General features: G+C 62.7%; 27 protein-coding genes and 1 pseudogene. 10 read left to right on the plus strand and 18 right to left on the minus strand.

Annotated elements, in window-relative coordinates; all coding sequences use genetic code 11:
* Positions 1 to 658: 658 nt before the first annotated feature.
* A complete protein-coding gene (locus tag FJ417_RS20965) occupies positions 659 to 1,177 on the minus strand; it encodes a ferritin-like domain-containing protein (RefSeq protein ID WP_140646431.1) in 519 nt (172 codons plus the stop codon).
* A 1,080-nt stretch (positions 1,178 to 2,257) separates the two neighbouring features.
* On the opposite strand from FJ417_RS20965, the gene FJ417_RS20970 reads away from it, so the two are divergent.
* From FJ417_RS20970 to FJ417_RS21005, 8 genes and pseudogenes are all read left to right on the plus strand, one after another.
* Positions 2,258 to 2,692: a hypothetical protein gene (locus FJ417_RS20970; RefSeq protein WP_140710513.1), complete on the plus strand. Its 435-nt coding sequence runs from the start codon at positions 2,258 to 2,260 to the stop codon at positions 2,690 to 2,692.
* A complete protein-coding gene (locus FJ417_RS20975; RefSeq protein WP_140646429.1) occupies positions 2,689 to 3,909 on the plus strand; it encodes a divalent metal cation transporter in 1,221 nt (406 codons plus the stop codon). The genes FJ417_RS20970 and FJ417_RS20975 overlap by 4 nt, the downstream gene beginning before the upstream one ends.
* Positions 3,909 to 4,268, plus strand: a complete 360-nt coding sequence (locus tag FJ417_RS20980; protein ID WP_140646427.1) for a hypothetical protein — start codon at positions 3,909 to 3,911, stop codon at positions 4,266 to 4,268. The genes FJ417_RS20975 and FJ417_RS20980 overlap by 1 nt, the downstream gene beginning before the upstream one ends.
* Positions 4,269 to 4,270: 2 nt before the next feature.
* Positions 4,271 to 4,600 carry a PRC-barrel domain-containing protein gene (locus FJ417_RS20985; RefSeq protein ID WP_140646425.1) on the plus strand — a complete coding sequence of 110 codons (330 nt, stop codon included), beginning with the start codon at positions 4,271 to 4,273 and terminating at the stop codon, positions 4,598 to 4,600.
* Between the two features lie 161 nt (positions 4,601 to 4,761).
* Complete coding sequence (locus tag FJ417_RS20990) at positions 4,762 to 5,376, plus strand: hypothetical protein (protein WP_140784782.1); 615 nt, start codon at positions 4,762 to 4,764, stop codon at positions 5,374 to 5,376.
* Positions 5,373 to 5,765, plus strand: coding sequence for a phage holin family protein (locus FJ417_RS20995; protein WP_140646422.1), 393 nt, complete (start codon positions 5,373 to 5,375; stop codon positions 5,763 to 5,765). The genes FJ417_RS20990 and FJ417_RS20995 overlap by 4 nt, the downstream gene beginning before the upstream one ends.
* A gap of 56 nt (positions 5,766 to 5,821) precedes the next feature.
* On the plus strand, positions 5,822 to 6,628 hold the full coding sequence (locus FJ417_RS21000; RefSeq protein ID WP_246672470.1) for a hypothetical protein: 807 nt from the start codon (positions 5,822 to 5,824) through the stop codon (positions 6,626 to 6,628).
* Positions 6,629 to 6,704: 76 nt separating this feature from the next.
* Positions 6,705 to 7,214 (plus strand): annotated as a pseudogene (locus FJ417_RS21005) (DUF892 family protein).
* Between the two features lie 240 nt (positions 7,215 to 7,454).
* Here the strand turns inward: FJ417_RS21005 and FJ417_RS21010 are convergent.
* The 10 genes from FJ417_RS21010 to FJ417_RS21055 all read right to left on the minus strand — a co-directional run bounded on the left by FJ417_RS21010 (position 7,455) and on the right by FJ417_RS21055 (position 16,625).
* Positions 7,455 to 7,868, minus strand: a complete 414-nt coding sequence (locus FJ417_RS21010) for a c-type cytochrome (RefSeq protein ID WP_140646420.1) — start codon at positions 7,866 to 7,868, stop codon at positions 7,455 to 7,457.
* On the minus strand, positions 7,849 to 8,727 hold the full coding sequence (locus FJ417_RS21015) for a cytochrome c oxidase assembly protein (RefSeq protein ID WP_140784783.1): 879 nt from the start codon (positions 8,725 to 8,727) through the stop codon (positions 7,849 to 7,851). The genes FJ417_RS21010 and FJ417_RS21015 overlap by 20 nt, the downstream gene beginning before the upstream one ends.
* Positions 8,724 to 9,065 carry a hypothetical protein gene (locus FJ417_RS21020; protein WP_140646416.1) on the minus strand — a complete coding sequence of 114 codons (342 nt, stop codon included), beginning with the start codon at positions 9,063 to 9,065 and terminating at the stop codon, positions 8,724 to 8,726. The genes FJ417_RS21015 and FJ417_RS21020 overlap by 4 nt, the downstream gene beginning before the upstream one ends.
* A gap of 1 nt (position 9,066) precedes the next feature.
* Positions 9,067 to 9,672 (minus strand): cytochrome c oxidase subunit 3, encoded by a 606-nt coding sequence (locus FJ417_RS21025; RefSeq protein ID WP_140710521.1) that lies wholly within the window; start codon positions 9,670 to 9,672, stop codon positions 9,067 to 9,069.
* Complete coding sequence (gene ctaD / locus FJ417_RS21030; protein WP_140710523.1) at positions 9,669 to 11,645, minus strand: cytochrome c oxidase subunit I; 1,977 nt, start codon at positions 11,643 to 11,645, stop codon at positions 9,669 to 9,671. Before ctaD ends, FJ417_RS21025 begins: the two co-directional genes overlap by 4 nt.
* Positions 11,642 to 12,655, minus strand: a complete 1,014-nt coding sequence (gene coxB / locus FJ417_RS21035) for a cytochrome c oxidase subunit II (RefSeq protein WP_181166811.1) — start codon at positions 12,653 to 12,655, stop codon at positions 11,642 to 11,644. The genes ctaD and coxB overlap by 4 nt, the downstream gene beginning before the upstream one ends.
* On the minus strand, positions 12,652 to 13,185 hold the full coding sequence (locus FJ417_RS21040) for a c-type cytochrome (protein WP_140654249.1): 534 nt from the start codon (positions 13,183 to 13,185) through the stop codon (positions 12,652 to 12,654). The genes coxB and FJ417_RS21040 overlap by 4 nt, the downstream gene beginning before the upstream one ends.
* The gene (locus FJ417_RS21045; protein ID WP_226892155.1) at positions 13,182 to 13,985 is read right to left on the minus strand and encodes a substrate-binding domain-containing protein; all 804 of its coding nucleotides are present in this window, start codon (positions 13,983 to 13,985) and stop codon (positions 13,182 to 13,184) included. Before FJ417_RS21045 ends, FJ417_RS21040 begins: the two co-directional genes overlap by 4 nt.
* Positions 13,986 to 14,031: 46 nt before the next feature.
* Positions 14,032 to 15,810 carry a methanol/ethanol family PQQ-dependent dehydrogenase gene (locus tag FJ417_RS21050; protein ID WP_181175578.1) on the minus strand — a complete coding sequence of 593 codons (1,779 nt, stop codon included), beginning with the start codon at positions 15,808 to 15,810 and terminating at the stop codon, positions 14,032 to 14,034.
* 92 nt (positions 15,811 to 15,902) lie between these two features.
* Positions 15,903 to 16,625, minus strand: coding sequence for a heme-binding protein (locus FJ417_RS21055; protein ID WP_140784784.1), 723 nt, complete (start codon positions 16,623 to 16,625; stop codon positions 15,903 to 15,905).
* A gap of 1,168 nt (positions 16,626 to 17,793) precedes the next feature.
* Between FJ417_RS21055 and FJ417_RS21065 the strand changes: the two genes are divergently transcribed.
* Both FJ417_RS21065 and FJ417_RS21070 read left to right on the plus strand, forming a co-directional pair.
* Positions 17,794 to 19,719 (plus strand): APC family permease, encoded by a 1,926-nt coding sequence (locus FJ417_RS21065; RefSeq protein ID WP_140784785.1) that lies wholly within the window; start codon positions 17,794 to 17,796, stop codon positions 19,717 to 19,719.
* A 133-nt stretch (positions 19,720 to 19,852) separates the two neighbouring features.
* A complete protein-coding gene (locus tag FJ417_RS21070; RefSeq protein ID WP_226892156.1) occupies positions 19,853 to 20,434 on the plus strand; it encodes a sigma-70 family RNA polymerase sigma factor in 582 nt (193 codons plus the stop codon).
* Positions 20,435 to 20,733: 299 nt separating this feature from the next.
* On the opposite strand, the gene FJ417_RS21075 is transcribed toward FJ417_RS21070, so the two are convergent.
* From FJ417_RS21075 to FJ417_RS21105, 7 genes are all read right to left on the minus strand, one after another.
* Positions 20,734 to 20,871: a hypothetical protein gene (locus FJ417_RS21075; RefSeq protein WP_319023005.1), complete on the minus strand. Its 138-nt coding sequence runs from the start codon at positions 20,869 to 20,871 to the stop codon at positions 20,734 to 20,736.
* A 192-nt stretch (positions 20,872 to 21,063) separates the two neighbouring features.
* Positions 21,064 to 21,282: a hypothetical protein gene (locus FJ417_RS21080; RefSeq protein ID WP_140710529.1), complete on the minus strand. Its 219-nt coding sequence runs from the start codon at positions 21,280 to 21,282 to the stop codon at positions 21,064 to 21,066.
* A gap of 59 nt (positions 21,283 to 21,341) precedes the next feature.
* Entirely contained in the window at positions 21,342 to 22,202 is an 861-nt protein-coding gene (locus FJ417_RS21085; RefSeq protein WP_246677299.1) for a class I SAM-dependent methyltransferase, read from the minus strand.
* 49 nt (positions 22,203 to 22,251) lie between these two features.
* Positions 22,252 to 23,244: a GNAT family N-acetyltransferase gene (locus tag FJ417_RS21090; protein WP_140710533.1), complete on the minus strand. Its 993-nt coding sequence runs from the start codon at positions 23,242 to 23,244 to the stop codon at positions 22,252 to 22,254.
* Complete coding sequence (locus FJ417_RS21095; protein ID WP_140710535.1) at positions 23,244 to 24,305, minus strand: glycosyltransferase family 4 protein; 1,062 nt, start codon at positions 24,303 to 24,305, stop codon at positions 23,244 to 23,246. The genes FJ417_RS21090 and FJ417_RS21095 overlap by 1 nt, the downstream gene beginning before the upstream one ends.
* A gap of 18 nt (positions 24,306 to 24,323) precedes the next feature.
* Entirely contained in the window at positions 24,324 to 25,259 is a 936-nt protein-coding gene (locus tag FJ417_RS21100; protein ID WP_140646389.1) for a beta-xylosidase, read from the minus strand.
* Positions 25,252 to 26,013, minus strand: a complete 762-nt coding sequence (locus tag FJ417_RS21105) for a TIGR04290 family methyltransferase (protein ID WP_140784786.1) — start codon at positions 26,011 to 26,013, stop codon at positions 25,252 to 25,254. The genes FJ417_RS21100 and FJ417_RS21105 overlap by 8 nt, the downstream gene beginning before the upstream one ends.
* Positions 26,014 to 26,015: the final 2 nt, after the last annotated feature.

The following is a 26,015-nucleotide window of genomic DNA, read 5'->3' on the forward strand; positions in this document are numbered from 1 at the left end:
ACTGCAAGACACTACCTTGCAATCGTAACCCTAGCCGCAACCATATTATGGCTCAGATAACTGTCCACACTTCCTAGAGGGCGAGGCGATGGAGACTTTCGGTGGTACCTCGCTGGTTGCTCGCGGAAGCATAGGGAACGACACGCGAAGCTTCGTGATTTTGGCCCACAAAAACGCGGGTCGTGTCCCCCGCAGGTGGTGTAGCTCGGCGATAGCGCAGCCGTTCGCGAGCGCGCCCTCGACAGCGCCGTTTTATGGCAGGAATTGCATGCCTCCGTTGAAAGGGACATGCAGACTTGCAGACTACTTCTTGGGCGGATTTCTGCGGGCAGTTATCGCGAGATCTCGAAACCCGCGGCGACCTGAAGCATGGTCGGTTTCTTTCAGGTCTTCTTCATCGTGTTCCTCGGCGATCACGTAGGTCGACCAGCGACTCGGCCTCGCCGATCTCGACCCCGTTCCTCGCGAACAGCGGCTCACTTCAAAGCGACCGCAGTTCCCAATGTTCGACGAACCAGCCTTAGCTGACAACGACTCTTGCTTTGACGCAAGCTACGGGCAAGCGTTTCGTGACCATCCGCGGGCGGGAGGGCAGCCAGTCAGTCTTTCGCGTGAGCGGTCCTGTGGCCGGCAGGACCGCTGCAACTCCGTCGTGGCGCTAGGCCGCCTGCAGAGCACGTCGATTGGCATCGTTCTCGCCGAGAGCGTTGAGCGCCTCGTCGGTGTCGGACTCTTCTTTTAAGGTCTGACGGAGCAGCGGGAGAGCATCCTTGAGTCTGAGCTCCTCGGCCCATGCAATCAGCGTACCGTAGCGCGCGATTTCGTAATGCTCGACCGCTTGTGCGGCGCCCACCAGACCCGCGTCGAGCGCCGGTTCGTCCTTGTACTCCTCGAGGATTTCCGAGCCCTCCTCGATGATTCCATCAATGGCCGGGCAGGTCTTGCCCCGGGCCGGCTTGCCGAGTATGTCGAAGACTTGCTCCAGGCGATCGACCTGGGCTTCAGTTTCCTTGAGGTGCTTTTCGAAGGCAGCGCTTATCTTTTCGGACTGTGCTGCTTTCGCCAGCTTTGGCAATACCTTCAAGATTTTCTTTTCCGCATAGTAGATGTCTTTGAGTCCGTCCAGGAAGAGGCTTTCCAAGCCCTTCGAGGTCGCGGACGAAGCTTTCTTCGGCATTTTTACGCTCCTTTGCGGTTGCGATCGTGCGCCTGCAGCGCTCTTTCCTAATCCGCCCGGGGACCTGAAGTTCCGACAAGACCGTCGTGTTGAAACATCGCGTTCCAGACAACCGAACAAGCTGACCGTCTCGCTATCAATCACGCCGTTGATGGAGATGGTGGGCGGCTGGAAAAGGAGTGTTGCCTGATTCGGGCCGTCCTGCTGCCGTGAAGCGCTGTCGTGTCGGAAGTCATGGAATGCCTCGCCGGGTCTTGGAGCTGCAACCTTCCATCCGTCCGTTCGTTCCTCGTGCTTCGAGTTTGTGGGAACATCGGCGTCACGGCCCGGTTAAGTCGATGCGAGGAGGTGCTCCATGAACGCTCCAACGCGTGCTCGACAGAGCCGCCGAGCGAATCCCGATGAGGAGAGTTCGCTGGCGCCGATGCGCTGGAAGCCGTTGAGCCCGAGACGCACGGGCGCTTGCCGCAAGAAGATCCCGCGGAAGGTTCACGCAAGGCTGTGGATCGCGAACTCGGCCGGCAAAAGCCATCGGCCAGGGCTGACAAAGCGAAGTCCGACAGTTAGCGCCAGCGGGATCAGGTCGGCTTCGGCCAGGGAGCCGCGCAACGCCCCTGTCAAAGCGTCAGGACGGTGGCGAGATTTTCCAGCTCGCCATAGTCGCGCATCGCCATCGTGTCGCAATGAGCGGTCGCGAGCACGGTCGAGCTGCTGGTCCCACGAAGCAGTATCGCCACGCAATGCCGGCCTCTCCAGGCCGGACTCGTTCGCCAGATATTCCACATGACGGAAGGCTGGATCCTCCCGCAACTACGCTGCCGGCCATCGACCGAACGCAGCACCGCCCTGCCTGCCGGTGACGCTTTTCTGTTAAGTGAGCGAGATTGCGCGGGCTCTGGCGCGCTCAAGCCATGTCTTGGCTATGTCGCGTTCACGATCGTCCCGATAAAGCTGAAACATTGCGAGCTCAGTCGGACATGGAACCGGCCAGCCTCGATGCCGCAAATCCCGAACACGGAGGAACTTTCGCGTGGCTGCGGCTTTATCTTCGGGATTTGAAGCGATTGCAGCGAGGGGAAGATGTTGCGCACCGTTGCCCGGCCGAGCCGGGCCTTCCTGCCCCTGCTGGCGCTGGCGCTTGCCTCTTGTTCCTCGTCTGAAACCGTTGACCAGCAATCGAAGCTTGCGGCCTCGACGGCACAGGCGGCAGTGCTGGTGAGCGACGCCTGGCTCTCCGGCGCAGCGCCGTCCCATTATGCGTCCTCAGCATTGCAGTCCTTTGCCGAGACACTCGCCGACGCTGGCCGGCAAGTGGAATCGGCGTCTCCGTCCGACCGGGGAAAGCGAGATGCGTTGGCGGCCGCTGTTAGCCGGCTGTCGAATGCGGCAAGGCGGGCCAAGGACGCGGTCGAGGCCGGACAGGATGCGCAGGTCGGTCAGGCGCAACAGGAGCTTCGGGCCGCGCAAGGCGATCTCGCAACAGCCTATCGAAACTATTTCTCGCCGAAACGATGAAGAAGCTGCTGGAGATTTCGCTTGGTGTCGTCACCAGCGTCGGCGGCTTCCTGGAGGTCGGATCGATGGCGACGGCGGCGCAGGCCGGCGCACTGTTCGGTTTCCGGCTCATCTGGGCGGTGGTGCTCGGTACCATCTGCATCATCTTCCTGGTCGAGATGGCCGGTCGCTTCGCCGCGGTCAGCCATCACACCATTGCCGACGGCATCCGCGAACGGTTCGGCTTCAATGCGTTCATCTGGCCGCTCCTTGCCACCCTGCTGGTCAACTTCCTGGTGCTTTCCGCCGAGATCGGCGGGGTGGCTATCGCCGCCGAGCTTGCCACGGGGATCAGCTTTCAATGGTGGGCCTTGCCGGTCGCTTTCGTGGCTTGGCTGCTGTTGTGGAAAGGCACATTCGGGCTCATCGAGAAGGGGGTGTCGATGCTTGGTCTGGTAACGCTCTGCTTCGTCGTCGCAGCCGTGATGCTCCGCCCCGAATGGAAAGAGGTGGCGGTGGGGGCCGTGCCCAGCCTGCCGCAGCACGACACGGCAAAATACTGGTTCATGGCCGTCAGCATTCTCGGCGCCTCGATATCGCCTTACCTTTTCATGTTCTATTCCTCTGGCGCGATCGAAGATCAGTGGGACAAGAGCTATCTCGGCGCCAATCGGGCGATAGCCGGGCTCGGTATGAGTTTCGGCGGCACGATCTCGGTGGGCGTTCTGATCGTGGCGGCGCTGGTTCTTGGTGCTCATGGCGTTACCGAAGTGGAAGACTACAACCAGCTTCCGTTGATGTTGATTCCGATGTTCGGCTTCTGGGGCTTCGTCCTTTTCGTCGCGTCGCTGGCCATCGCCTGCTTCGGCGCTGCGCTCGAAGTGGCCTTGCAGCAGGCCTATCTCGTCGCGCAGGGATTCGGCTGGACCTGGGGCGAGGATCTGAAGCCGCGCGACGATCCCGGATTCAGCCTCATCTACACATTGACGCTCTTCCTCGCCGCGGTCCCGATAGCGCTCGGTCTAGACCCGTTGAAGCTCACTATCTTCTCGATGGCGCTGACAGCGGCCAGCCTCCCGCTGACGGTTGTGCCGTTCCTCTTCCTGCTGAACGACGACCGCTATGTAGGCAAGCATCGCAACGGCGTCATCTCGAACGCGGCCGTGATTTTCGTCATCGCGCTCGGCTTCGTGCTGGCGCTCGTGACGATTCCGCTGCAGATATTCGGAGGCACGTGATGCAGCTGCTGCGCGATATCCTGGACAAACAGGTCGTCGATCGCGAGCAGGTCAAGATCGGCAAGGTTGATGGCCTGGTCGCCGAGCTGAGGCCGGGTAAGCCGCCCAGGCTCATTGCGATCGAGCTTGGCTCGATCGCGCTGGCACGTCGGCTTGGCGCGCGGCCCGGCCGATGGACCGCGCGGCTCGCGGCAAAGCTTGGCGGCAAGCGCCAGGCACGGCCGCACCGGATCGCGTGGCACAAGGTGCGCGACATCGGTGTCGACATCGAATTCGACATCGACGTGCGACGCACCAAGATCTTCGCCTGGCAGGACTGGCTGCGCGAACATGTCGTCGGCCGAATCCCGGGAGCCTGAGGATGGCGACTGTAAATCTCGAGCATCTTGCCGGCAGGCCCGTATTCTCCGAGCGCGGCAAGAGCATCGGCTATATCGAAGAGATCGTCGCCGAGCGGGACGGCGACGATCTCGTCGCCACCGAATTTCATGTCGGCATCTTCGCCGCGTTCGAGCGCTTGTCCGCTTCGACTATCGGCGCTGCATTGCTCGACTTCTTCGCGCTGAGGCGCCATGAGGGCCTTTATCGCATTCCCTGGGACAAGATCGATATTTCCGATCCGACACGCCCCCGGCTGCTTTGCCCGGACCAGGAGCTTGCCGCTTTGAGGGCAAAGCCCGAGAGCAAATGAGAATTTGCTAAAAAGCCGCTCGTCCAGGGGAACATCGCAGCCGGCGGGAAGTTCGGACTGCATCGAGGAGGCTGCATCATGAACAGTGTCATCTATCTCATTGGTCTGATCGTCGTTGTGCTCGCAGTGCTTTCCTTCCTCGGCTTTCACTAGGAGGCACCATGCAGCGCGAGGATGATCGGGACCCCCAGTCCGCCGACTTTGCCAAAGCGAAGGACGACATTTCCGACCGGATCCGGCAAGAAGCGCAGAGCGCCGGCGAAGCTTTCCACGATGCCCGCGACGAGGTTGCCCGCAGGGCTGGAGCGTATGCCGCCGAAGCCCAGCAGGCCGTCTCCGAAAAGGCCGAGCAGACGCAGCGCGATATCGGATCGAGCCTTTCGGCTTTCGGCGGCGCCCTGCGCGCCGCGAGCAATCACTTGGCTAACAGCGACCAGACTGCGGCCTCGAAGTTCATGCAGGAGGCCGCAAGCGGGCTCGAGCGGCTGTCCTCCTCGTTGAAAGAGAAGCCGTTCGGACAGGTGCTGGAAGACGTCCAGTCTTTTGGTCGCCAGAATCCTGGGGCGCTTCTTGCCGGTTCGGTTCTGGCGGGATTGGCACTTGGCCGCTTCATGAAGGCTTCGCCGCCCGGCACGCGCCGCCCGACGCAGGGCGCGGCAACGCCCGATCACCCCCGACAAACCGGCATGGGAACGAGCGCGCGCCGGCATAACGCTCCAGCAAATTGGGGTTCCGATGGCGGCATACCCGGGAAGGCAGCGGAGCTGAAGAAATGAGCACTGAGGACAATCCAAGTCTCGGCACATTGGTCGCCGATCTGGCGCAGCAGGTGAGCACGCTCGTGCAAACGGAGGCGAGGCTCCTAAGAGCGGAGATATCGGAGAACGCGACCAAGGCCGGCGCAGGCGCCGTGGAGGTGCTGGGCGGCGCGATATGTCTGCTCGCCGCGCTGCTGGTTTTGTTGCAGGCACTCGTCATCGCCCTGGCTCGCCTTGGTCTGGGCGCCGGGTGGTCCGCTTTGCTCGTCGGCGTGGTCGTTGCCGTGCTCGGCGTCATCCTGTTGCGGACCGGCATGGCGAGCATGGCGCCTTCCGAGCTCGCGCCGGACCGCACACAGGAACAGCTCAAGCGTGACGTGAACGTGATCAAGGAACAAGCGAGATGACCGAGAGATCCGCAGCCGAGCTCGAACGCGAGGCGGAAGCCACACGCGCAAGGGTGGTGGCGACCGCCGACTCCATTCGCGACAAGATGACCCCCGGGCAGCTCTTCGACGAGTTCACCGGGCTTTTCAGAGGCGGCGCGGGCTCCGACATGCTTCACAACCTGAAGGCCCAGGTACGGGACAATCCGTTGCCGCTGACCGTGATCGGCGCGGGCCTGGCCTGGCTGATGTTGGGCAGCGGCGCCTCCGCCACCCCGGCTGGTACCAATGGTGTGACGCGGCGCGGTCCTGGCCTCGATCATGGCGCATTCGGCGCTGGAATGGCTTCGAGCGCGTCGGATGCGGCAGGCTCTGTTGCCGAAGCCGCCAGCGGAGCGGCCGAAACTGTTTCGGGAATGGCAAGCGAAGCAGCCGGCACGGTGTCGAACCTGGCAAGCAGCGCAGCCGACACACTGGCGAGCTCGGCGGCGGCTGCGGCCGATATGGCGACGAGCGCCAGCCGATCGGCGCATGGTCTGCTTCAGGACCAGCCTCTCGCAGCAGCCGCCATCGGCCTCGCCGTCGGAGCTGCGATCGGCGCCATGCTGCCCCACACCGAGGTCGAGGATGAGCGATTGGGTGCCTATCGCGAGAGGCTTCGGGACAGTGCCGAAGACACTTTGAAAGAAGGCCTCGACACTGCAAAGCAAGTCGCGGCCGAAGCCTACCAGACGGCGAGCGACGAAGCCGGACGTCAGGCCTCGAGCGAGGGCACGCTGGCCGACAAGGCCGGCGGCGTTGTCAAAGCCGCGGCCGACAAGACCGACAAATCGATGCGGGAGAAACTCTCCGGTTCCGACCCGTCCTCGTCCCGGAAATCGTAGACGCTTTTCATCACGTTCAAGGAACAATGCGGGCCACCCTCGGTTCGGGCGGCGTCAAACTGATGGAGACACCGCAATGGCTGAATCGCGCGAATGGCTTGTTCAATGGTTGAGGGACGCTCACGCAATGGAGGAACAGGCCGAGACGATGCTGTCGGGCCAATTGAGTCGGATAGACAATTACCCCGAACTCAACGAGCGAATCCGTAGCCATCTGGAAGAAACGAAAGAGCAGGCCAGACGGCTGAAGACCTGCCTGGATGGCCTCGACGAAGGATCGTCCATGCTGAAGGACGCAGGCGGCAAGCTGACCGCCACCGCGCAGTCGATCAGCGCCGTCTTCGCCGGTGACGAAGTGATGAAAGGCTCTCTGGCGAGTTACACATTCGAGCATATGGAAATCGCGTCCTATACGATCCTCATCGCCGCGGCCAATGCCGTGGGCGAAGCCGAGATTGCCCGCGTGTGCAAATAGAACCTGCGCGAAGAGGAAGCCATGGCCGAGTGGCTGAAGGACCACCTTCCGCAGGTCACCCAGACGTTCCTGACGCGTGCGGACGCAGATAGCGACAGCGCCAAGCGCTGAGACGGCGGTTAGATCAATTCCAGGAAAAGTCTGAGCGGTTTTCCGCCCGGAATTGCGTCAAAACAAGGAGGTGGAGCATTTCACTGTTTCACGGAAACGGCGAACCGCCTCATCTTCTTGTTTTGACCCAATTCCGGGCGGAACCGCGGACGAGCGGCCTGCCTGTCTGCCTATTCGTCATTCTCATCCTGGAACCGCGGTGATCTTGCACGCGGCTTGCGATCTCGGTTCCCTTGCTGATCATCTCAGCCCGTATAGATAGGCCGCGATATCGCGCGCCTGCTGGTCGGTAATCCTCATCGATGGCATGGCGGTGTGCGGGTTGATTTCCCTTGCCGAGCGGATCCAGCGGATCAGATTCTCCGGATTGTTCGCCAGCACCCCGCCGATATAGACGCGGCCGGCGAGGCTGCCGTCGAGGCGCGGCCCGACCTGGCCTTGCGCTCCCGGCACGCCGGGAATCGTATGGCAGCCGGAACAGCCATTCGCGGTCATGATCGGAATGGCGCGTGCGCCCACGCCGCCAGTCGCGACATCCGACTCGTGCCGGACGCGATCGCGCCGGTCGGTCCATAAGGCCGCCAGGCCGACCGCGGCGAGCAGCAGGCTCATGGCCAGGGCGCCGCCGATAAGCCTAGCCAGGTCGGAGCGCATGCGTTGCCTCCCTGGTTCCGCTGTTGCTTATCCAAAGGCCGGCGATCAGCAAGGCCGCTCCGCCATAGATGAGCCCGGCCGGAACCCACATCACCAGCCCGGCGAGCTGCTGGTCCTCGATGGGACTCAGACCCCAGAGCGCGGCGCCGGAGGCATTCTCCGGATACCAGAGTTTGGGCGATACCAGCAGCAGGACGCCGAGCAGGCCGGTATGCAGCGACGTGAAGAAAAGATGCATGATGGAGCTACCATAGGTTTGCTGTCGGCCAGAGCGCGGCAGAAGCACCGACCAGAACAGCAAGGCAGTGCCGAGGAAGCTCGCATGTTGCGCATAATGCAGCACGCCCTGCTGTAGCGCTGCCTCGAACAGCGCTGGAATATGCCAGATCCAGATCGCTATCCCGTGAAGGATCGTCGCGTAGAGCGGGCGAGCGGCGAACGCCCAGACCGCCTGGAGCATCTTGCCATGGGTGAGTTTTCCTGTCCCCCGCCGAAGTTTGGCCGGCAACGCCCACATCAAGGCCGCGCTCGGGCAGGCGGCGACAAGAAGCGGCGCCGCCACGGCCATCAGCAACTCATGCTCGATCATGTGGGCTGAAAACACCCGCTCGCCGAGCGCATGGATCGGGCTCACCAGCGCTCCCGTCAACACGCCCCAGCCGGCGGCGAACAAAAGAGCCTGGCGAAGCCGCTCGGGTCGGCCTCGGCCGCTGCGGCGCCACAGCCGGCCTGCGCCGATCCCATAGATGAGCGCGATTGCAGCCAAGGGAAGCGCAATAGGAAACGCCAACGTCCATCCGGCCTCGGGCGCGCCGGCGCCGTAGCATATCGAGGTCGAGAAGAACGCATCGAAGCTCATCGCAGGCACTCGTCGAGGATAAGCGCCGCGCTGCCCTGCATGACGATGACGAGGGCAAACAACAGAGCCGCGAGCATGCCGAGATCGGCGACGAAACGTTCGGTGCTGCGCGTGCGCTCCGGCTTGAACGCGGCGCCGCCCTGCCGCTTCGCCCGCCATGACAGCGCGCCGCCGAGCAGCGAAAACACGGCGAGCAACAGCGCCGCCGGGAGCACGACCTGCACCTGACGATTGCACTGCCAGTGCACAAGCGCGTAGTTCAGCTGCGTCGAGATTGCCCAGGCCAAAGGCCCCGACAACAAACCACCCCAGGAGGTGCCTAGCCGCAGCGCACGCATGTCAGCCCCACCTCGGCAGCCAGTAGATGAGCAGGTAGATCGGGATCCAGGTGAGGACCACGAAGTCCCAGTAGAAAACATTGTCGCCGACATCGCCGAAGCGCCGGCCGTTATAGCCATGGTGCGTGAACATCAGCACCGTCAGAACGATCGTGTCGCCGACGTCGGTGATGAGATGCGTGGTGTGGAGACCAAGCAGCACCCACAGCATCGAGCCATAGGCGTTCGTGTCCCAATAAATATTCAGTGCCGGAAACTCGAACCAGCGCACAATGAGTGGCGCAATGCCGAGCAACGACATCACCACCATGCCGATCCGCACCGGCCCGATCGCGCATTCCTTGGCGTAGCGGTTGAGCATGTGGTTCGGCACCAGGCTGACGATGAGAAGCAGCGTCACGATCGTTCCCGGCCAGTGGTTGGGTTCCGGAGCGCTCAGACGCCAGTTGGGCCACAAGGTCGCCAGATAGAGGTAAGCGCCGGCCGCCAGTGCAAAGCCCGTCCCTTCCAGCGCCATGAAGCCAAGCGTGCCCCACCAGGTGGGACTGCCCGGACCATGTCCAAAGGTCGGGAGGCCGGAAAGATCTGCGGCGGGACGCTGGTTCATTCCTCGTCCTCCGGATCGTCCTTGGGCCAGAACCAGCCGATCAGGGTGATGGCGATCGGGCCCACGCCCCAGACGATGGCCCAGGGCGTGAAGATCGAATAAAGGAAGGTGCCGCCGACCGCGATCGCAGCCAGCAGCGGCCAGATCGACGGCGTCGCCGATTTCTCGCGGATGTCTGGATGGGCTTCCGCCACCGTCGAGATGACCAACTCGCGCACGTCGACGCGAAGCCCGGTCGCGACCGGGAGCGCCTCGCGTTCGGCCCACAGCGGCTCGACATTTGTCACGACCGGAATGCGCGCGAAATTGTAGCTGGGTGGCGGAGAGGAGGTTGCCCATTCGAGCGTGCCGGCGTCCCATGGATTGTCGCCGGCGGGCGCGCCGCGCAATGCGCCATGCACGAGATTGAAGGTGAACAGCACGAAGCTCAGGAAGAACAGCACCGCGCCGGCGGTGATGAAAAGATTGATGTTGCCCCAGTCAAGCTCGGCTGGATAAGTGTAGACCCTGCGTGGCATGCCCCACAGGCCGACGATATGCATCGGGAAGAAAGCGGCGTTGAAGCCGATCAGGGCCAGCCAGAAGTGCCAGCGCCCAAGGCGCTCGCTCATCATGCGGCCGGTGATCTTGGGGAACCAGAAATAGGCTGCGGCCAGCAGCGGGAAGACCGAGCCGCCGATCAGCACGTAGTGGAAGTGGGCGACGACGAAATAGGTGTCGTGCACCTGCAGGTCGAGCGGCACCGAGGCGAGCATGACGCCGGTGAGGCCACCAATGACGAAGATGAAGAAGAAGCCGAAGACGAACAGCAGCGGGGTGCGGATCACCGGTCTGCCGTCCCACAATGTCGCCAGCCAGCAGAAGATCTGCACGCCGTTGGGGATGGCGATCATCATGCTGGATGCGGTGAAGAAGCTGGCGCCGAGCTTCGGCAGTCCCGTCGCGAACATGTGGTGGACCCAAAGGCCGAACGACAGGAAACCGACAGCGATCAGCGACAGCACCAGCCCCAAATGACCGAACGCCGGGCGCCGCGCGAAGGCTGGAATGATGGAGGAGACCATGCCGGTCGCCGGCAGGAAGATGATGTAGACCTCCGGATGCCCAAAGAACCAAAACAGATGCTGGAACAGCAGCGCATCGCCGCCCTCCGCCTGGTTGAAGATGTGCGTGCCGACGAGCCGGTCGAGAATGAGGAAGGTCGACGTGATCATCACCGCCGGCATGGCGAAGACGATGACGAAGGAAGTGACCAGCAACGCCCAGACGTAAAGCGGTATCTTGTCCAGCGACATGCCGGGCGCGCGCTGCTTCAGCACCGTCACGATGGTGGCGACGGCGACCGACAGCGAGGACACTTCGGTATAGGTGATCATCTGCGCCCATACATCGGCGCGCTTGCCGGGACTGTATTCCGGCCCGGACAGCGGCACATAGGCGAACCAGCCGACATCGGGCGCCATCGAGAGGGCGAAGGATACCCAGGCGAAGATACCCCCCGAGACATAGACCCAGTAGCTGAACGCGGTGAGGCGCGGAAAGGCAATGTTGCGGGTGCCGACCATCAACGGCACCAGATAAATACCGGTCGCCTGCACGATGGGCACGGCGAACAGGAACATCATGGTGACGCCATGCATCGTGAAAAGCTGGTTGTAGAGATCCGGGCCGATGAGCCCGCGCTGCGGGCCCGAGAGCTGGACGCGCATGGCGACGGCGTTAAGCCCACCCAAGCACAGAAAAAGGAAGGCGGTGATGAGGTAGCGCCGTGCGATCACCTTGTGATCGACGCTCGAGAGCGCACCGATGATGCCGGGGGGCGTGCGCCATGTCCGCGCCAGCCAGCGATGCAGGCTGGCATCATCCAAGCCGGTGTCGCGCGGCCCATCACGCTCGGGTGCAAGATCGCCTTTGGCGGACACCTCGCGCTCGGGCGGCAGATCGCGTTCGCTGGTGAGATCCGCGCTGCTCATTTCAGCCCCTCGAGATAAGCGACGATGGCGTTGAGCTCGTCGCCGCTCAGATCGACAACCGGCATGTGAGAACCCGGCTTGATGCCTTGCGGATCGGCTATCCAGGCGGCGAGATTGCCGCGGCTCATCGTCAATGTTCCGGCCGCAAGCGTTTGCCGGCTGCCTATATGCGTCAGGTCGGGAGCGACCGTTCCTCCGGCGGGGGTGCCCCCGATCCTATGGCACATCACGCAGGGCCGCTTGAGAAAGAGGTCTTCGCCGGTCTTTGCCTCGTCGCTCGCCGGGCCAGCGGCCGGCTGCAACTGGTCGTTCCACCAGGCGTCGAACTTTGCCCGCGGCTCGGCGATAATGAAGGTACCCATATTGGCGTGCTGCGCGCCGCAGAACTCGGCGCATTGGCCGCGATAGACGCCGGGCTTATCCGCCTTGATGTCGAGCACGTTCATGTGACCGGGAATGAGGTCGAGCTTGCCGGAAAGGCTCGGGACCCAGAAGGAATGGATAACATCGGTCGAGGTGAGGAGAAGCCGAACCGGTTCGCCGGCGGGAATGTGGATCTCGTTCGCCGTCGTCAGGATGCGGCTCGGTGTGGCGTCCTCATAGCGCACCTCCCACCACCATTGATGGCCGGTGACGCGAATGGTCAGCGCGGCGTCCGAGCCGATCGCGGCGAGCGTCCTGTTGGCGAAGAAGCTCAGCAGAGTGAGCCCGATCAGGATGACGGCGGTCAGCCCGACGGCGGCCGTCACCACGCGCAGCTTCCGATTGTCCGCGCCGGCGTCAAGCACAAGCGGCTCCAACCGGTCCCGCGGCCGCATCATCAGCGGCGCGGCAAGAGCGATCATCACCAGCACCCACACCACCGCGCAAAGCCCGGTGAAGAACCAGATCAGCCATGCCAGTTCGCTCGCCGCCGGGCCCTTCGGGTCGAGCGCCGATTGCCAGCCTGCGCATCCCTGAAGAAGCAGGGCGATTGCCGTGGCGAACGCAATCGAGGCGAAGCGTTTCACGGCGACTTCCCCAGCGTGGCGGCGTCCGGCATGCGGTTTTCCGACGGATGCACCATCATATCGTCATTTCGGGAAGGCGCGGCGGAGGAGGGTGCGTTGCCGCTCAGCGAGCGAACAAAAGCTGCGAGCTCCCAGATCTGGTCGTCAGGGATCTTGTCGCGAAAGCTCGGCATGCCGTTCGGACGACCGTCGCGGATCGTGGCGTGAATGCTTTCCATCGAGCTGCCATAGATCCACTTTTCGTCCATCAGCGCAGGGCCCATGCCGCCGCCGCCATTGGCATGGCATCCTGAGCAGTTGAACCAGCCGAACAGGCGCTTGCCTTCGCTCAGATGGAAGGCATTGGCCTCGAAGCTCGCCGCCTTGTTGTCTGTGGGAGAGGGCCGCTGCCCGCCGGGTTCCAGAGTCGTCACCGGTGTCGGCTGCTCGCCGGAGCCGAGCGCCGACTGCGGCCGTGTGTCCCGCTCCTCGCGCTGGCAGGCCGCCAGCGCTAAAATCGCCAAGAGAAGCATGGCGGCGGTCGATCTCATCGCACCGGGCTCCCGGCCACGTCGAGACGAGGCACTCCATATTGCGTCAGAACCGCGTCGATCTCGGCTTTGTGTCTGGCAAGCGCGCTGTTCACATCGCTGCGCAGCGCATCGTCCTCGCGCCGAACGCCCATCGAGATGTCATACATCAGCGGCAATTGCGGCCCGTCGATGCGAGGCGTAACCGGCGTGATCCGGAGCGGCACCTTCTGCTTCTGGGCGAAATAGCCGGCGAGCGGACCCCAGACCACCGCGAGGTCGATATCGCCGCTCGCCACTGCTTCGACGATACGCGCCGGAGGATTGGGAGCGGAGTAGTCGCCATAGACGGGGTAGCCGATTAGATGCCCAATGATGCCGCGGCGGCCAAGCGCCTGGACAGGAGGCGAGTTGGCGCCGTCGTCGCCGATGAGCTGAACGCCGATGCGCAAGTCGCGCAGCCGCGGGTCGTTGAAGGAGGCGACGTCGGGGTCGTCCTGGCGAGTCACGAAGACATAGGAGGAGCGGTAGTAGGGCCTCGTGGTGCGCAGCATTTCGAGATTGGCCGGCGTACCGGGCACGAGATCGCAGAGACCCGCCTTCAGCGTGTTGCGCACGAAGCCGCGGCGCTGCGCCCACCAGGTGTAGGTCAGCTTCGCGCCGAGATCGGCGGCGATGATTTCGGCGATCCTGTTCTCGAATCCTTGTCCGGCCGCATTGGAAAAGGGCAGGTTGTTCGGGTCGGCGCAGACCCTGAGCTCACGAACGCCGGCCGTCGCCGGCAAGAGCAGCAAGGCGAGTGCGACGGTGCCGAGCGCCATTCGTGGGAACGCCTTCCGTGCCACGCCGTGGATCAAGCCGAACGCATCAGGGCAGCCGGAACACATAGAGCGTGCCTCCCGCCGTGGTCGCGTTCTTCAGGTCCTTCATTGCATTGACGAAACCGAGCGCGGCGCTGGCATCGCGCGGGTCGAGGTCGCCCGACACGATGGCGCCCGCCCAGCCGCCGACGCCGGATAAGACGGCGACATATTGGTGGCCGTCTGGGCCGCGATAGGTGATGGGTTGGCCTATGATGCCGGACGAAGTCTTGAATTGCCAAAGCAGGTCGCCGGTCTTTGCGCTCACTGCCTTGAACCAGCCTTCCATCGTTCCATAGAAGACCACGTCGCCGGCGGTCACGACCGCGCCGCTCCATACCGGGAAGTTCTCCTTGAGGCTCCAGGCGGGTTTCTCAGCCGCGATATCCCAGGCGGTGAAAGCGCCGCGATTGCCGCCCGGCCCGGGGATCATGCGCACGTTCATCCCCACATAAGGCGTGCCGGCGATGTAGTTCACCTCGACGCCTTCTTCGTCCATGCACAAATTGTTGTGCGGGATATAGAGCAGGCCGGTTTTCGGCGAGAAGGCGGAAGGTTGCCAATCCTTGAGGCCCGACGCGGTCGGGCAGATGTCGCGGACGACTTTGCCGGTGCCGGTCTGCTTGTCAGGGTTTTCGATCAGCCGGCCGGTCTTAAGGTCGACGCCCTTGCTGGAATTGACGGGACCATAAGGTTTTGCAGACAGGACCTCGCCGGTGGTGCGATCAAGGACATAAAGGTAGCCGTTGCGTTCCGGACGGACCAGCACCTTGCGCGGCTTGCCCTGCCAGTTCATGTTGAGCAGGACCTGCTCGTTGATGCCGTCATAATCGTGCAGGTCGTGTGGACTCCATTGATAGAACCATTTCGCCGCTCCGGTATCGGGATCGCGGGCGAAAATTCCCGATGTCCACTTGTTGTCGCCGGGCCGCAGATCCGGATTCCAGGGGCCGGGATTGCCAGTGCCGTGGAAGATCAGGTTGAGGTCCGGATCGTAGGAAATCCAGCCCCACATATTGCCGCCGCCGATCTTCCAGGCCTCGGGCGGCCATGAGGTGACGCCGAGGTCCTTGCCCTTGTCCATATCGTAGTGGGGCTTGAAGTCCGGTCCGATCAGCACGTCCTTGTCCGGCCCGGTGCCATAGGCCGTCCAGACGACGTGACCGTCGCCGGCGTCCAACGCCTTGACCCAGCCGCGAACGCCCATCTCGCCGCCGGAATTGCCGACCAGCACTTTGCCTTTCACCACAAGCGGCGCCATGGTGATGGTTTCGCCGATATTGATGTTGCCGATATGGGCGTTCCAGAGCGGCTGGCCGCTGTCCGCATCGAGCGCGATGGTGTGGCCGTCGAGCGTGTTGAAGAAGAGGCGCCCGTCCGCGAAAGCCGCGCCGCGGTTGACGACGTCGCAGCAGGCAACCCCTTGAGCGGCTGGCTCAGGATTGGGCTCGTATTTCCATTTCATCGGCGCGCCGGGCTTGGAAAGGTCGAGCGCGTAGACGATGTTGGGAAACGGGCTCACGATATACATGGTGCTGCCGACCACCAGCGGCGCTGCTTCCTGGCCTTTGTTCACCCCGGTCGAAAAGGTGAAGGCGACCTGCAGGTTCTTGACGTTACCCTCGTTGATTTCCGCGAGTTCGCTATAACGGGTCGAGGCGTAGTTCTTGGCGGGCATCGTCCATTGCCCGTCATCAGGCGGCGCGGCCGCCGGAGGCGGAGATATCGCCGGCGATGGGGGAGCTTCCGAAGCGGCTGTCAGCAAGGGGGCGCAGACCAGCAGCATGGCTGTAAGAACGCCAAAACGTTTTTGAGATACGGCCGGGCGGTCGGAATACGCGGCATCACCGCAGAATGTTGCAGTTTCGGTTGCTTGCTTCATTTCGGCGTCGAACCTCCGACGCCGGAACCGATTTCCGCCGCAATATCGGCCTCGCGACCGGCACAAAGCGGATGACCCCAGCCGGAGGCACTTTTCCCCCCGGGATCAAGATCGTAGATGATGGCGTCCTTGCGATTGGGATTGACGCCCGCCGGAACCTTGTCGAGGCCGAGAGCGGCGCGAACGCGCCAGGCGACATTGTGGTCGGCACAGGAGGAATCGCCGCTGATGCCGAGCGCCCCGACGATTGTCTTGCCGTCGTAAAGAGCCAGTCCCCCGCCAAACACGACGACGCCCCCGATCGACTTGCCAATAAGCGGGTCGTTGGCGCTGCCGAAAGTCTTGGGGTCACCGGCATAGGCTGCTGCCTGGTTGACGGGGCTGGTGGCCAGGAGACCGAACAGCGGCCCGCCCGGCTGCACCCCGGCATAGAGATTGGCTGTCGACAGCGCCATGTTGGCCAGGCTGAGCCCGTTGGCCGTATTGGCTTTCTCGGCCGCGATCAGCCGGCTGCCCGGCCACTGCGCATCGGCGGTAGGTCCACTGAAGGCAACGGCACAGACGGTACCGTCGCGGGCGACTATCGCTGCCCATTCATTGTTCTCGAAGCCGCCATTCGCGGGGCCGCCACTTGCCTTGACATTAGCCTTCAACGCCGAGAGCAGCTTATCGTGATCGGCCGAGCAGGGCGCCTGGGCCTGAGCAGTGCCTTGCTGCATCGAGCCAAACGCCAAGACCAGGAAACCCAGACCCAGTGACGAAAACCGACGATGAGCCATGGCCTCGAAGCACTCTGTTGAGGCTATTCAAACTGGCAACAGGCAGCTTTGTTCCTCCTTCATGAAAGGCGTTTGTAGCCGACCAAGTCCGCTGGCGTGGAAGGACGTCGAGCAACCGATTCAGTATGGATCAGTGGCCGCATCAGACGTGTCGGCGCCAGGTCGGATCATGGCATTGGGGCAGGGCTTGGCCGTTTTTGCGACCGCGGCAGGGTTACAAAACTGTCTTTACTCTGTCTGCCACGCGAATTCCCCGAACCGCTCGGCACGCCGATCGAGATGGCGAGAGTGGCTGCGTTGCGCTGTTGCCGATTATCCCAGCCTCGCCATCAGTAAGATTGGTGACCGGAACACGAGCCGGGCTTTGCAATCGAAGGACAGGCTTGCCGGAGCTATCCCGTCCGAAAAACACGATGCCGGCGGCTTGGAATGCCTGGCGCATGGCAAGCAGCTTTCCGGCGGGTGGACGGCCACCACGCTCAAACGCGCGAACACTCGCTTCGCTCAAATCACATTTTGCTCCAAGCCGCACCGGAGGACAGGTCAACCGGACACGGGCCGCGTTACCTGTTCTGGCGTTATAGAAGCCACCAAACGTCTCCACTGCTTTTGGTCCTGCCTCGAACTGGAAGCTCAAGAACATGTTCTATTGCCGGCAAATTCAGAAGGCGTCATGCCCCAGGACTGCCGTCTTGAGCCCCGCTTGGAACAACGATGAGGCGCGCGTTGTTCGATGGCAATGGAACAGCTTCGTTCAGATTTCGCGGCAATGGCGCAGCCGGGCTATTGGATTGCCCTCGCACTCGTCGTTATCCCATATGGAGTGGGCGTGTTTTTCCTCGTAAGGACTTGCCACTGTATGTGACCGCGTGCCGTGCTGCGGTCCAAGGCGACGCGATCTGCAGCAAATACAACGGACGGTCGAATGTCACGTCCCGTTACGGGCGGCAACAAGAGCCGCTATCGGGAGCTCGGTCGCTCTCCAGCAACGGGAACTGGTGATTTATAGCGACCGGCGCATTCCCGCCTGCACTCCGGGTCGGAAGTCGCAGTCGAGGAACATTCTTCTTTCCGCGCTATTCGGGAGGAGTTTCCCGGGACACACAACATGTCGATACTGGGCTGGATTCTCGGTCGCCGGCTGGCCAATCAGGAACAGTCGCAGCGCAAGATCGGTGTTTTCGAAGGCGTGCCAGCCATGGGCCTCGATGGGCTGGGTTCGTCGGCCTACGGTCCGGAAGCGGCGCTCACGATCCTGATCCCGCTCGGCGCGGCGGGTCTGGGCTATATCGGTCCCATCATGGGCGCCATAGTCGGTTTGCTCGCGGTCCTTTATCTTTCTTACCGCCAGACTATCGCCGCTTACCCCAGCAATGGGGGCGCTTATATCGTCTCGCGCCAAAATCTTGGCCGCAACGCCAGCCTGCTTGCCGCCGCCGCGCTGATGGTCGACTACGTGCTCAATGTCGCCGTAGGCATCTCTGCCGGCGTCGGCGCACTGGTGTCGGCGCTGCCTTCGCTGCATGCCTACACGCTTTGGATCTGCCTCGGGATCCTGCTTTTGGTGACCGTCGTCAATCTGCGCGGCACGCTCGATGCCGGCCGGCTGTTTGCCTTGCCGACCTATCTGTTCGTCGCGAGCTTCCTGGCGATCCTGGCGATCGGCGTCGCGAAGACGGTCGCCTCCGGCGGTCAACCGGTGCCGGCAATTCCACCGCCGCCCCTGCAGCAGCCGTTCGAAACCGTAAGCCTGCTCCTCTTGATGCACGCCTTTGCCAGCGGCTGCACGGCGATGACCGGCGTGGAGGCGGTCAGCAACGGCATGACCGCTTTCAAGGATCCGGCTGTCAGGCACGGCCGGCGCACGCTGGCGGCGATCTGTCTGATCCTTGGGCTGCTGCTCGGCGGCATCGGTTTCCTGTCGGCACACTACCGTATCGGCGCGATGGATCAGGAGAAGGACGGCTATCAGAGCGTGCTGTCGCAGCTTGCGCATGCCGTCGTTGGCGACGGTGTCTTCTACTACGTCGCCATCGGTAGCCTGCTTTGCGTGCTGGCGCTTTCGGCCAATACAAGCTTCGTCGATTTCCCCCGCCTTTGCCGCATGGTGGCGGAAGACGGGTACCTTCCCAAACCCTTCGCCATGGTTGGCCGGCGGCTCGTTTTCTCGATCGGCATCCTTTATCTCGCCTTGTCGACCGGACTGCTGCTGATCGTGTTCGGCGGCATCACCGACCATCTGATCCCGCTCTTCGCCATCGGCGCCTTTCTGACCTTCACGCTGTCGCAGACCGGGATGGTGATGCACTGGGTAAGGGCGCTTCGCACAACCAAGGACACGAACCGGACGGGCAACCACATGCATCTGGCGATCAACGCGTTCGGCGGCATAGTCACCGCGCTGGCGCTCATCGTGATTGTCGTCGCCAAATTCAGGGAAGGGGCCTGGATCACGGTGATCGTCATCCCGGTGGTGATCCTCCTCCTGCGGCTGGTGCGGCGCTATTACGACCAGCTCGAGGCAAGTCTGCGCGAGCCCGGCAAAGTCGATTTGAGCAGCACCGAGCCCGCTGTCGTTCTTGTCGTGACCCAGCAATGGAACAGGATGGCGGACAAGGCGCTCAGCTTTGCCTTTCACCTGTCCGGAGATGTCATCGCCGTCCATGTGGCGCGGCTGTCGGGCGAAGAGAGCGATGAAGAGCGCGCAATTCGCGGAAGGTGGTCGCAGGATGTGGAAGCGCCGGCGAGAGCGGCGGGCCTGCGCCCGCCGCGTCTTCTTCTCCTCAATGCCGACTACCGGCTGATGTACGAGCCGTTACTGAAGGAGATCAGGACGTTGCGCGGAGAGTTCGATGGCCGTCCCATTGCAGTGCTGCTCCCAGAGGTCGTGCCGCCCAATTGGTGGCAATATATCCTGCATACGCATCGCGCTCGCCGATTGCACGCCAAACTGCTCGAGTTCGGCGGGTCGGACATCGTGATCATTTCAATGCCCTGGTATATCGAAGAACCGAGGATCGAGGGGGCCCATTGAATGTTGCCGCTCCCTTCGATCACGCCACGTCGCCAAAAGTTTTGGCCGAGCGATGGAAAACAGGAACGTTCCTTTTTTTCAAACATTCTCTCTGGTCTGCACCTCGTAATTCCTACTTGCTGGGGCCGGAACATTGTCATCCAGAGAGCATAATCTGCCGAGCCCCAGCACCGAGGAGATCTCCATCGTCGATCTCATTCCTGCCTTACGGGCTTTTGCCCGAACCTTCTGTCGCGTGCCTGACGATGCCGACGATCTTGTGCAGGAAACGTTGGCCAAGGGGCTTGGCAATCTGGACAAATTCGAGCCCGGCACGCGCCTGAAGTCCTGGCTCTTCACCATCATGCGCAACACGCACTACACGCGTATCAAAGCGGCGGCGAGGGAGGCGCCCGGGCTGCTCGACTGCGCCTCCAGCCGTCCGACTTCAGAACCGTCCCAGGACTGGTCCGTGCAAAGCAGGGAAGTGCATCAAGCCATCCAGAAGCTGCCTTCCCATCAGCGTGAGGTTTTGATGCTGATCGGCGTACTGGGCGTAAGCTACGAAGAAACCGCGCAAATATGCGGCTGCGCTGTCGGCACCGTCAAAAGCCGTCTCAACCGCGCCCGTGCCGGCGTTCTGGAGTTCCTTGGGGAAACCTCGCCGCAAGTGCTGATCGAGCCACGAGGTCAATTTTCGGACAACCATTGGGATGCTGAGGGCGCAAGGCGCTAAGCGCGGCCAAATCCTACAGGCGCTGAGCTGCTCTCATGACTTTCGCCTCTCTCATCAACGAGGCCCAATTCAGGCCGAGCAGAGCAACAAGTTCGAGCGCTTGCGCTTCGGTGATGCCCGTCTTTGCGACCAGCCGCCGAGCGAGTTCGTCCACTTCCGGAGTTCTGCCAGCCATCGGGATGACCCCCCAAACGGCTACAACGATTCACTTATGTTAAGGTTCCACCGATCACGCGACAGCGGGCGATATTGATACCTGCCCGTCTCCGAGTAATGCTGCATCCTTGCCGGTGACGTCTTCAACCGCGCTCACCCGTCATGTCGCCTTTGCGCTTTTCGATCAGCGCCTTCTGCAGTTCGAGCGCAAGCCTTGTCAGCCGGTCAGGGACCTCTTCCCGCTCGATAGCATTCAACAGTGATGCGATCTCCTGGTCCAAGCTCAGGATCAACTGGGCGCAAAGATCGCGCTGACTCCTGTGAGACATCGCATTCTCTTAACAAATAGAGGCCCCTTCAAATCTCACAGGGGCATAGCCGACCAGCCTTTGCAAGGCGCTTGCCGCAGGCTGTGGGATTTCCGGTCCGTTGTCACCGGATTTCGCGGCAAGAGGTGATCTGGGAACATCAGCTCAATCCTCGGGAAGGCGGTTCGCCGCGTGATCCTGATACTGATCGGACGTAATCCGGTTGCCGTCGAGACCGCGTTGCTCGGTGTGCTGCTTCTTGTCCCGGTTGGACAGCACGTCGTTCTCGCCGACCACGTCCTTTGCAAGCGTCGCCTTCGCTCCGCTTCCGGAACCCTTGCCCTGGCTGCCGCGGCCCATCTGCTTCTTACCGCCGGATGCCATTTCCTTCTCCCTGTTCTGCAGGCGTGGAACTGTTCGGTGACCGAACTGCCGCCGGTGCGTTATGTTCCGCCGGCACGGCGGACGAGGAAGACCATGCCGTCCCAACTGCCGAACGGCATTTCACCGTCGACCGCAACGTCCATGCCGCATACATGAGAAAGACGGCTGATGTCGCGGGAATCGATGCCCGGCGATGTCCGATAGGAATAGTTGAGGATCGCTGCCATTCCTCCCCGTCGCAGGACGCGCGCGATCTCGCTGAAATGCCGCTCGGCAACCCCGGCGAGCACAAGGTAAGGAAAACTGTCCAGGGCCAGCACGCCGTCAAAGCTTGCATCGGCGAAATCACCGAGATCAAGGCCCGAGGTCAGGCGAAATTCCACATTGACAAGGCCGGCGCATCGCCGGCGCGCGATTTCGATCATCCGCGACGAGATATCGATGCCGACGACATATCCTGCCTGGGTGCCGAGCGCATGTCCGAGACGCCCGATGCCGCAGCCGATGTCCAGTATGTGCTTATGGGCACCAAGGAAACCCTGCTGTTCCAGCCATGAGACAATCTCGGCGGTCGTAGTCGAAAGCCTGTGCTCGTCGCCAAGCGAGGACAATTGGACGCTGGCCGCGGGAGATATGGCGGCCGCCCGATCGAAGCTGCCGGCCAGCCGTTTGACAGTCATGGCGGTCGGTTCGCTATCCGGCCGGTCATGCGACACGCAGGCAGCCGCTCTTCGGACCTTGTCGAAGGCATCCGCCTTGCCACGAAGCATCGTGGCGATCTCTTCCAGCCAGCATCGCCGGGGAGCATGGCTTGGACGCATATCCAGCGCGATATCCGCCAGTTGCGCCGCGCTGGTGGTCTTGTCAATATAAACGGCCAATCTGCCCAGCGCGTTGTCAACGGAAAGGCTGTCCGTCATGCAATCCTCGAGCAGCGCCTGGCAATCGCGCCTGATTGCTTCGCGATGTTCACGGCGACGCGCTCCTGGTCCACACCTTCTGCGCCGTCCAGCGGTCCTTCGCGCCCCAGCCATATTTGTAACCTTCTCTGCCGCGTAGGAAATCGAACTCCAGCGCGCCCTCGCTGGCGGCTCCGGTGATGGCATGCCCGATCAGAATCGCGCCGGGGCTTTCGTCGGCATAGGCCGGATCGAAACCGCCAAGGTACGCATAGGCCCGGTCGCGGTGATGAAAACCGTAATAGGCACCGATGACGAGATCGTCGATCTGGATCGTCAAGCATCGCGCCAGGCCGTTATCGGCAAGCCGCGGCAGGGCCCTGCGATGAAATTCCACAGCCGTGTCGGATAGCACGCCACCGCCATGGCCAGTCCAGCGCGCGCCATGCAGTCGGATGAGCCTGTCGAGAAATGTCTGCGGATCGGACTCGCCGCGGCTGACAATGACGGCTCCTCTTCGCCTGGCAGCTCTCTCGGCACGGCGCAACTGACGCCTTCGTCTCGCCGGAACCGAGCGGGCCAGAGTCCGATCGCCATCGAGCGACAGCACAGGACAGGCCGCGTGGGCCATCGATCTGCGCTCTTCGGCATTCGGCAGTTCAAGGCTCAGCGATATGGCATCGGCCGAGAGGTCGGGCAGGATCCACTGCGACCATTCCAACGACAGCGCCGCCTCGGCTATGGCGGCCTCAGCCTCCGCCTGCAGTTCCGGCGCGCATAAAATGTCGAGATAGTCGCTCAGCGAAATCCCGATGGGGAGCAGGCGCTGACCGCAATTATGCCTTTCGATATAGAGCGGCGCCAGCCCGGCGAGATCGTCTCCGCTCCACACGGCAATTGCCGTGAGATCGCCCGGCGCGAATGTACGCCACCAGGGGATGAGCCAGGCAGGAGATTGGAACGGTGTGGCCGAGATGCTTTGCCCCCAGAGCTGCCACCAGCACGGCTCCAGGTCCTCGAACGTCCCGGGGGCGCGAATGATCTCGGTGCGCAGACTGCCCATCAGCCGGTTCCCAGCAAAGCGCGACGGGTGCCAAGCTTCGCCAGCGCTTCGTAAGCATCCATGTAGGATGTGATCATGCGCTCAAGCGAGAAGCGGCGGCGCGCCTCGGCCCGGCATGCCTCGTCGTCCAAGGCTCCGGATGCGACAATGGCCTTCGCCATTTCCTCGACGTCATTGACCAGGAATCCGGTCCTGCCATGCTCGATGACATCGGGAAGGGCGCCGTTCGGGAAAGCGACGACCGGCGTGCCGCAGGCAAGCGCCTCCATCGCGACAAGCGAGCTTGTTTCGGCGGCAAGGCTGGGAACGACCAGGCAGCGGGCGGCGTTGAGCAGGCGCCGCTTGGCACAAAAGCCGAGTGGCCCGAGGAAACGCCGCTGCCGATCGAGCCGAGGGTGCACTTCGTCGGCGAAATAGCGCAGATGGGTCTCGTAGGGATAGACCTGGCCGGCGATCGCCAGGGGAATGCCGGCGCGCTTGGCCGCCTCTATCGCGAGATGGATGGCCTTTTCGGGACAGATGCGGCTGAGCACCAGCGCGAAATTGCGCCGCGATCGGGGCTGGTTCAGCGCCTTGATATCAACGCCGTTTGGAATAGGCTTCGCAAGTCTCGACCCTGCCGGCGCCGTCCTGTGCTGCGCCCACGAGACCGCGTGCAGCCACAGGTCCTCGCGTGGCGGGGCAAGCACCTCGGACGAATACCAGCCGAGCGGCAAGTGCAACGTCACCAGGGTTGGGCCCTCGGAAGGCAGATAGGCATCGAAGTCGATCCCGTGGAGATGAACAACGTCGATGTGCCAGCGCGCCCGGGCGGCCGTGATCGCATCGCGATGCGCCTGCTGGGCCCGGTCCTTCGCCGCCTTGTCGAGCACGCCTGCTTCGGCCGGTGTTTCCACCAGGACGCCAGCCGTCTTTGACCCATGGCAGGCGACGACAACCGACCGGTGGCCTTTCTCAACCAGCCCCCGGTCCAGCGCCGACAGCACCTGCTCGGCGCCGCCGACCGCATCCGGCCCGACGGGCGCGAGGGGGTAGGCGACGTTGAGGACGGTCAGTGTCATAGCCGATCGAGCCGGAACTCACCATGCTGCCGACACACGTAGCGTTGGTGCCATGTCATCGCTGATCGCCGGAGCGTAGCGGCGGATCATCGCCGCGCAGAACTCGGCGAATTCCTCCGGCACTTGGGGCGGGCTGGTGTGATGGGGCTGCAGACCGCGATGTTGCGGCGTGAAGCAGAAGGTGACCGTGACGTTGAAATCGGCAAGCGCTTCCATCTGACGATCGAACCAGCCCTGCGCATTCGGCCGAAAACTGTCGGCCCAGGATAGGCCTGTGCGCAGATGCGTAACGCCCAGACGGTGCATCCAGGCAACGGCATCATCCAGCCGATGGTCCTCATAGTGGAACCACTGCACTAGGCCCATTTGCGGAGTGTGGCGCGCGAACTCCTCGAGCGCCGGCTTGGGCGTGCCGTCCTCGCGCAGCAGGCCCATGTAGAAGTGCCTGTAATAGGACGAGCCTTCCGCTTCCCGATGGCGCGTCGTCGCCTCCCAGGAACGCGGCAGATCATAGAGGCTGTACCACTGCACGCGTGGCGCGAGGCTGAGCAAAAGGTCCGCCGTCCGGCGCAAGCCCCAAACTTGCACCTCCTCGGCGCCGAAGGTAGACACACCGACTTCGCTGACCCAGACCGGAATATCGGCGACTGTAGCAATCTCACCGAGCTTGTGAGGCCACTCGTGGATCTGCCAGAGGTTCCAGTCGAGCGGGAAGCCATGCACTGCGGCGGCATCGACGTGGTCAAGCACGCCGAACTCCTTCATGCGCGTCATGAAGCCAGCATCGATCGGGGAAATGCCGCCGAGGACCTTGGTGATTGCCGGGTTCTCGCGGCCTATCGCATCGGCAGCCATGATCGCCATCGTGGCAAAACGGCTCCAGTCGGGGTCGAGCTCTGGGTCCCAATGCGATTTATTGTTGGGCTCGTTCCAGATCATGGCGGCTTCAATCATCGGTCTCTCCTTTCGAAGGATAGACGGCGCCGCTGCCTGTCGGGTCGTCGGACGCGCGGCAGAAATAGACCTCGTCTTCCGGATGCAGCAGGATGTCGAAACCAGCGCTGCGCAGCATCGCTTCGGTGCAGGCGCGGTTCGGGATCCACCAATTGGTCGGGTCGTCGGCGTAACGATGCTCGATGAAATGCAGCTTTGGAAATTCTGGCTGGTCGAACAGATCGCGCGTCCAGAAATGGTAGTTCTGTTCGAGCGGTAAGACTTTGCCGCTGCCGCGCTGCATCGACTGGAAGATTATCAGGTCGCCCGCGACATGCGCTCGGATCAGGTCGAGCGCCAGCAACGGGTGGCGCAGGTGGTAAAGCACGCCCATGAACAGCACGATGTCGAAGCGTTCGCCGAGCGCCCCGACATCGTAGACGGACAATTCTCGGAACTCTATCTCGCAGTCGGCGATCTCGGCGGCGAAGCGGGCCTGGGCGAGATAGGCTTGGTCGAAGTCGATTCCGAGCACGCGAGCGGCGCCGCGTTTCTTCATTTCGATCGAGTAGAAGCCGGCGTTGCAGCCGATATCGAGCACCGACTTGCCCGAAAGATCAGTCGGAATGGCATCCGCGAATTTGCGCCATTTGATCAGCGGGTAGTTGCCGAGGAAATGATCGGGAGCGGTCTCCACGCCCGCGAGCTCCATATTGTGAAACCAGGGCCCCAATGCGTCGATGCGGCGGCGTATCTCCGTGCTGGAATGGGGCATGA

The organism is Mesorhizobium sp. B3-1-7 (assembly GCF_006439385.1).
Taxonomy (GTDB): domain Bacteria; phylum Pseudomonadota; class Alphaproteobacteria; order Rhizobiales; family Rhizobiaceae; genus Mesorhizobium.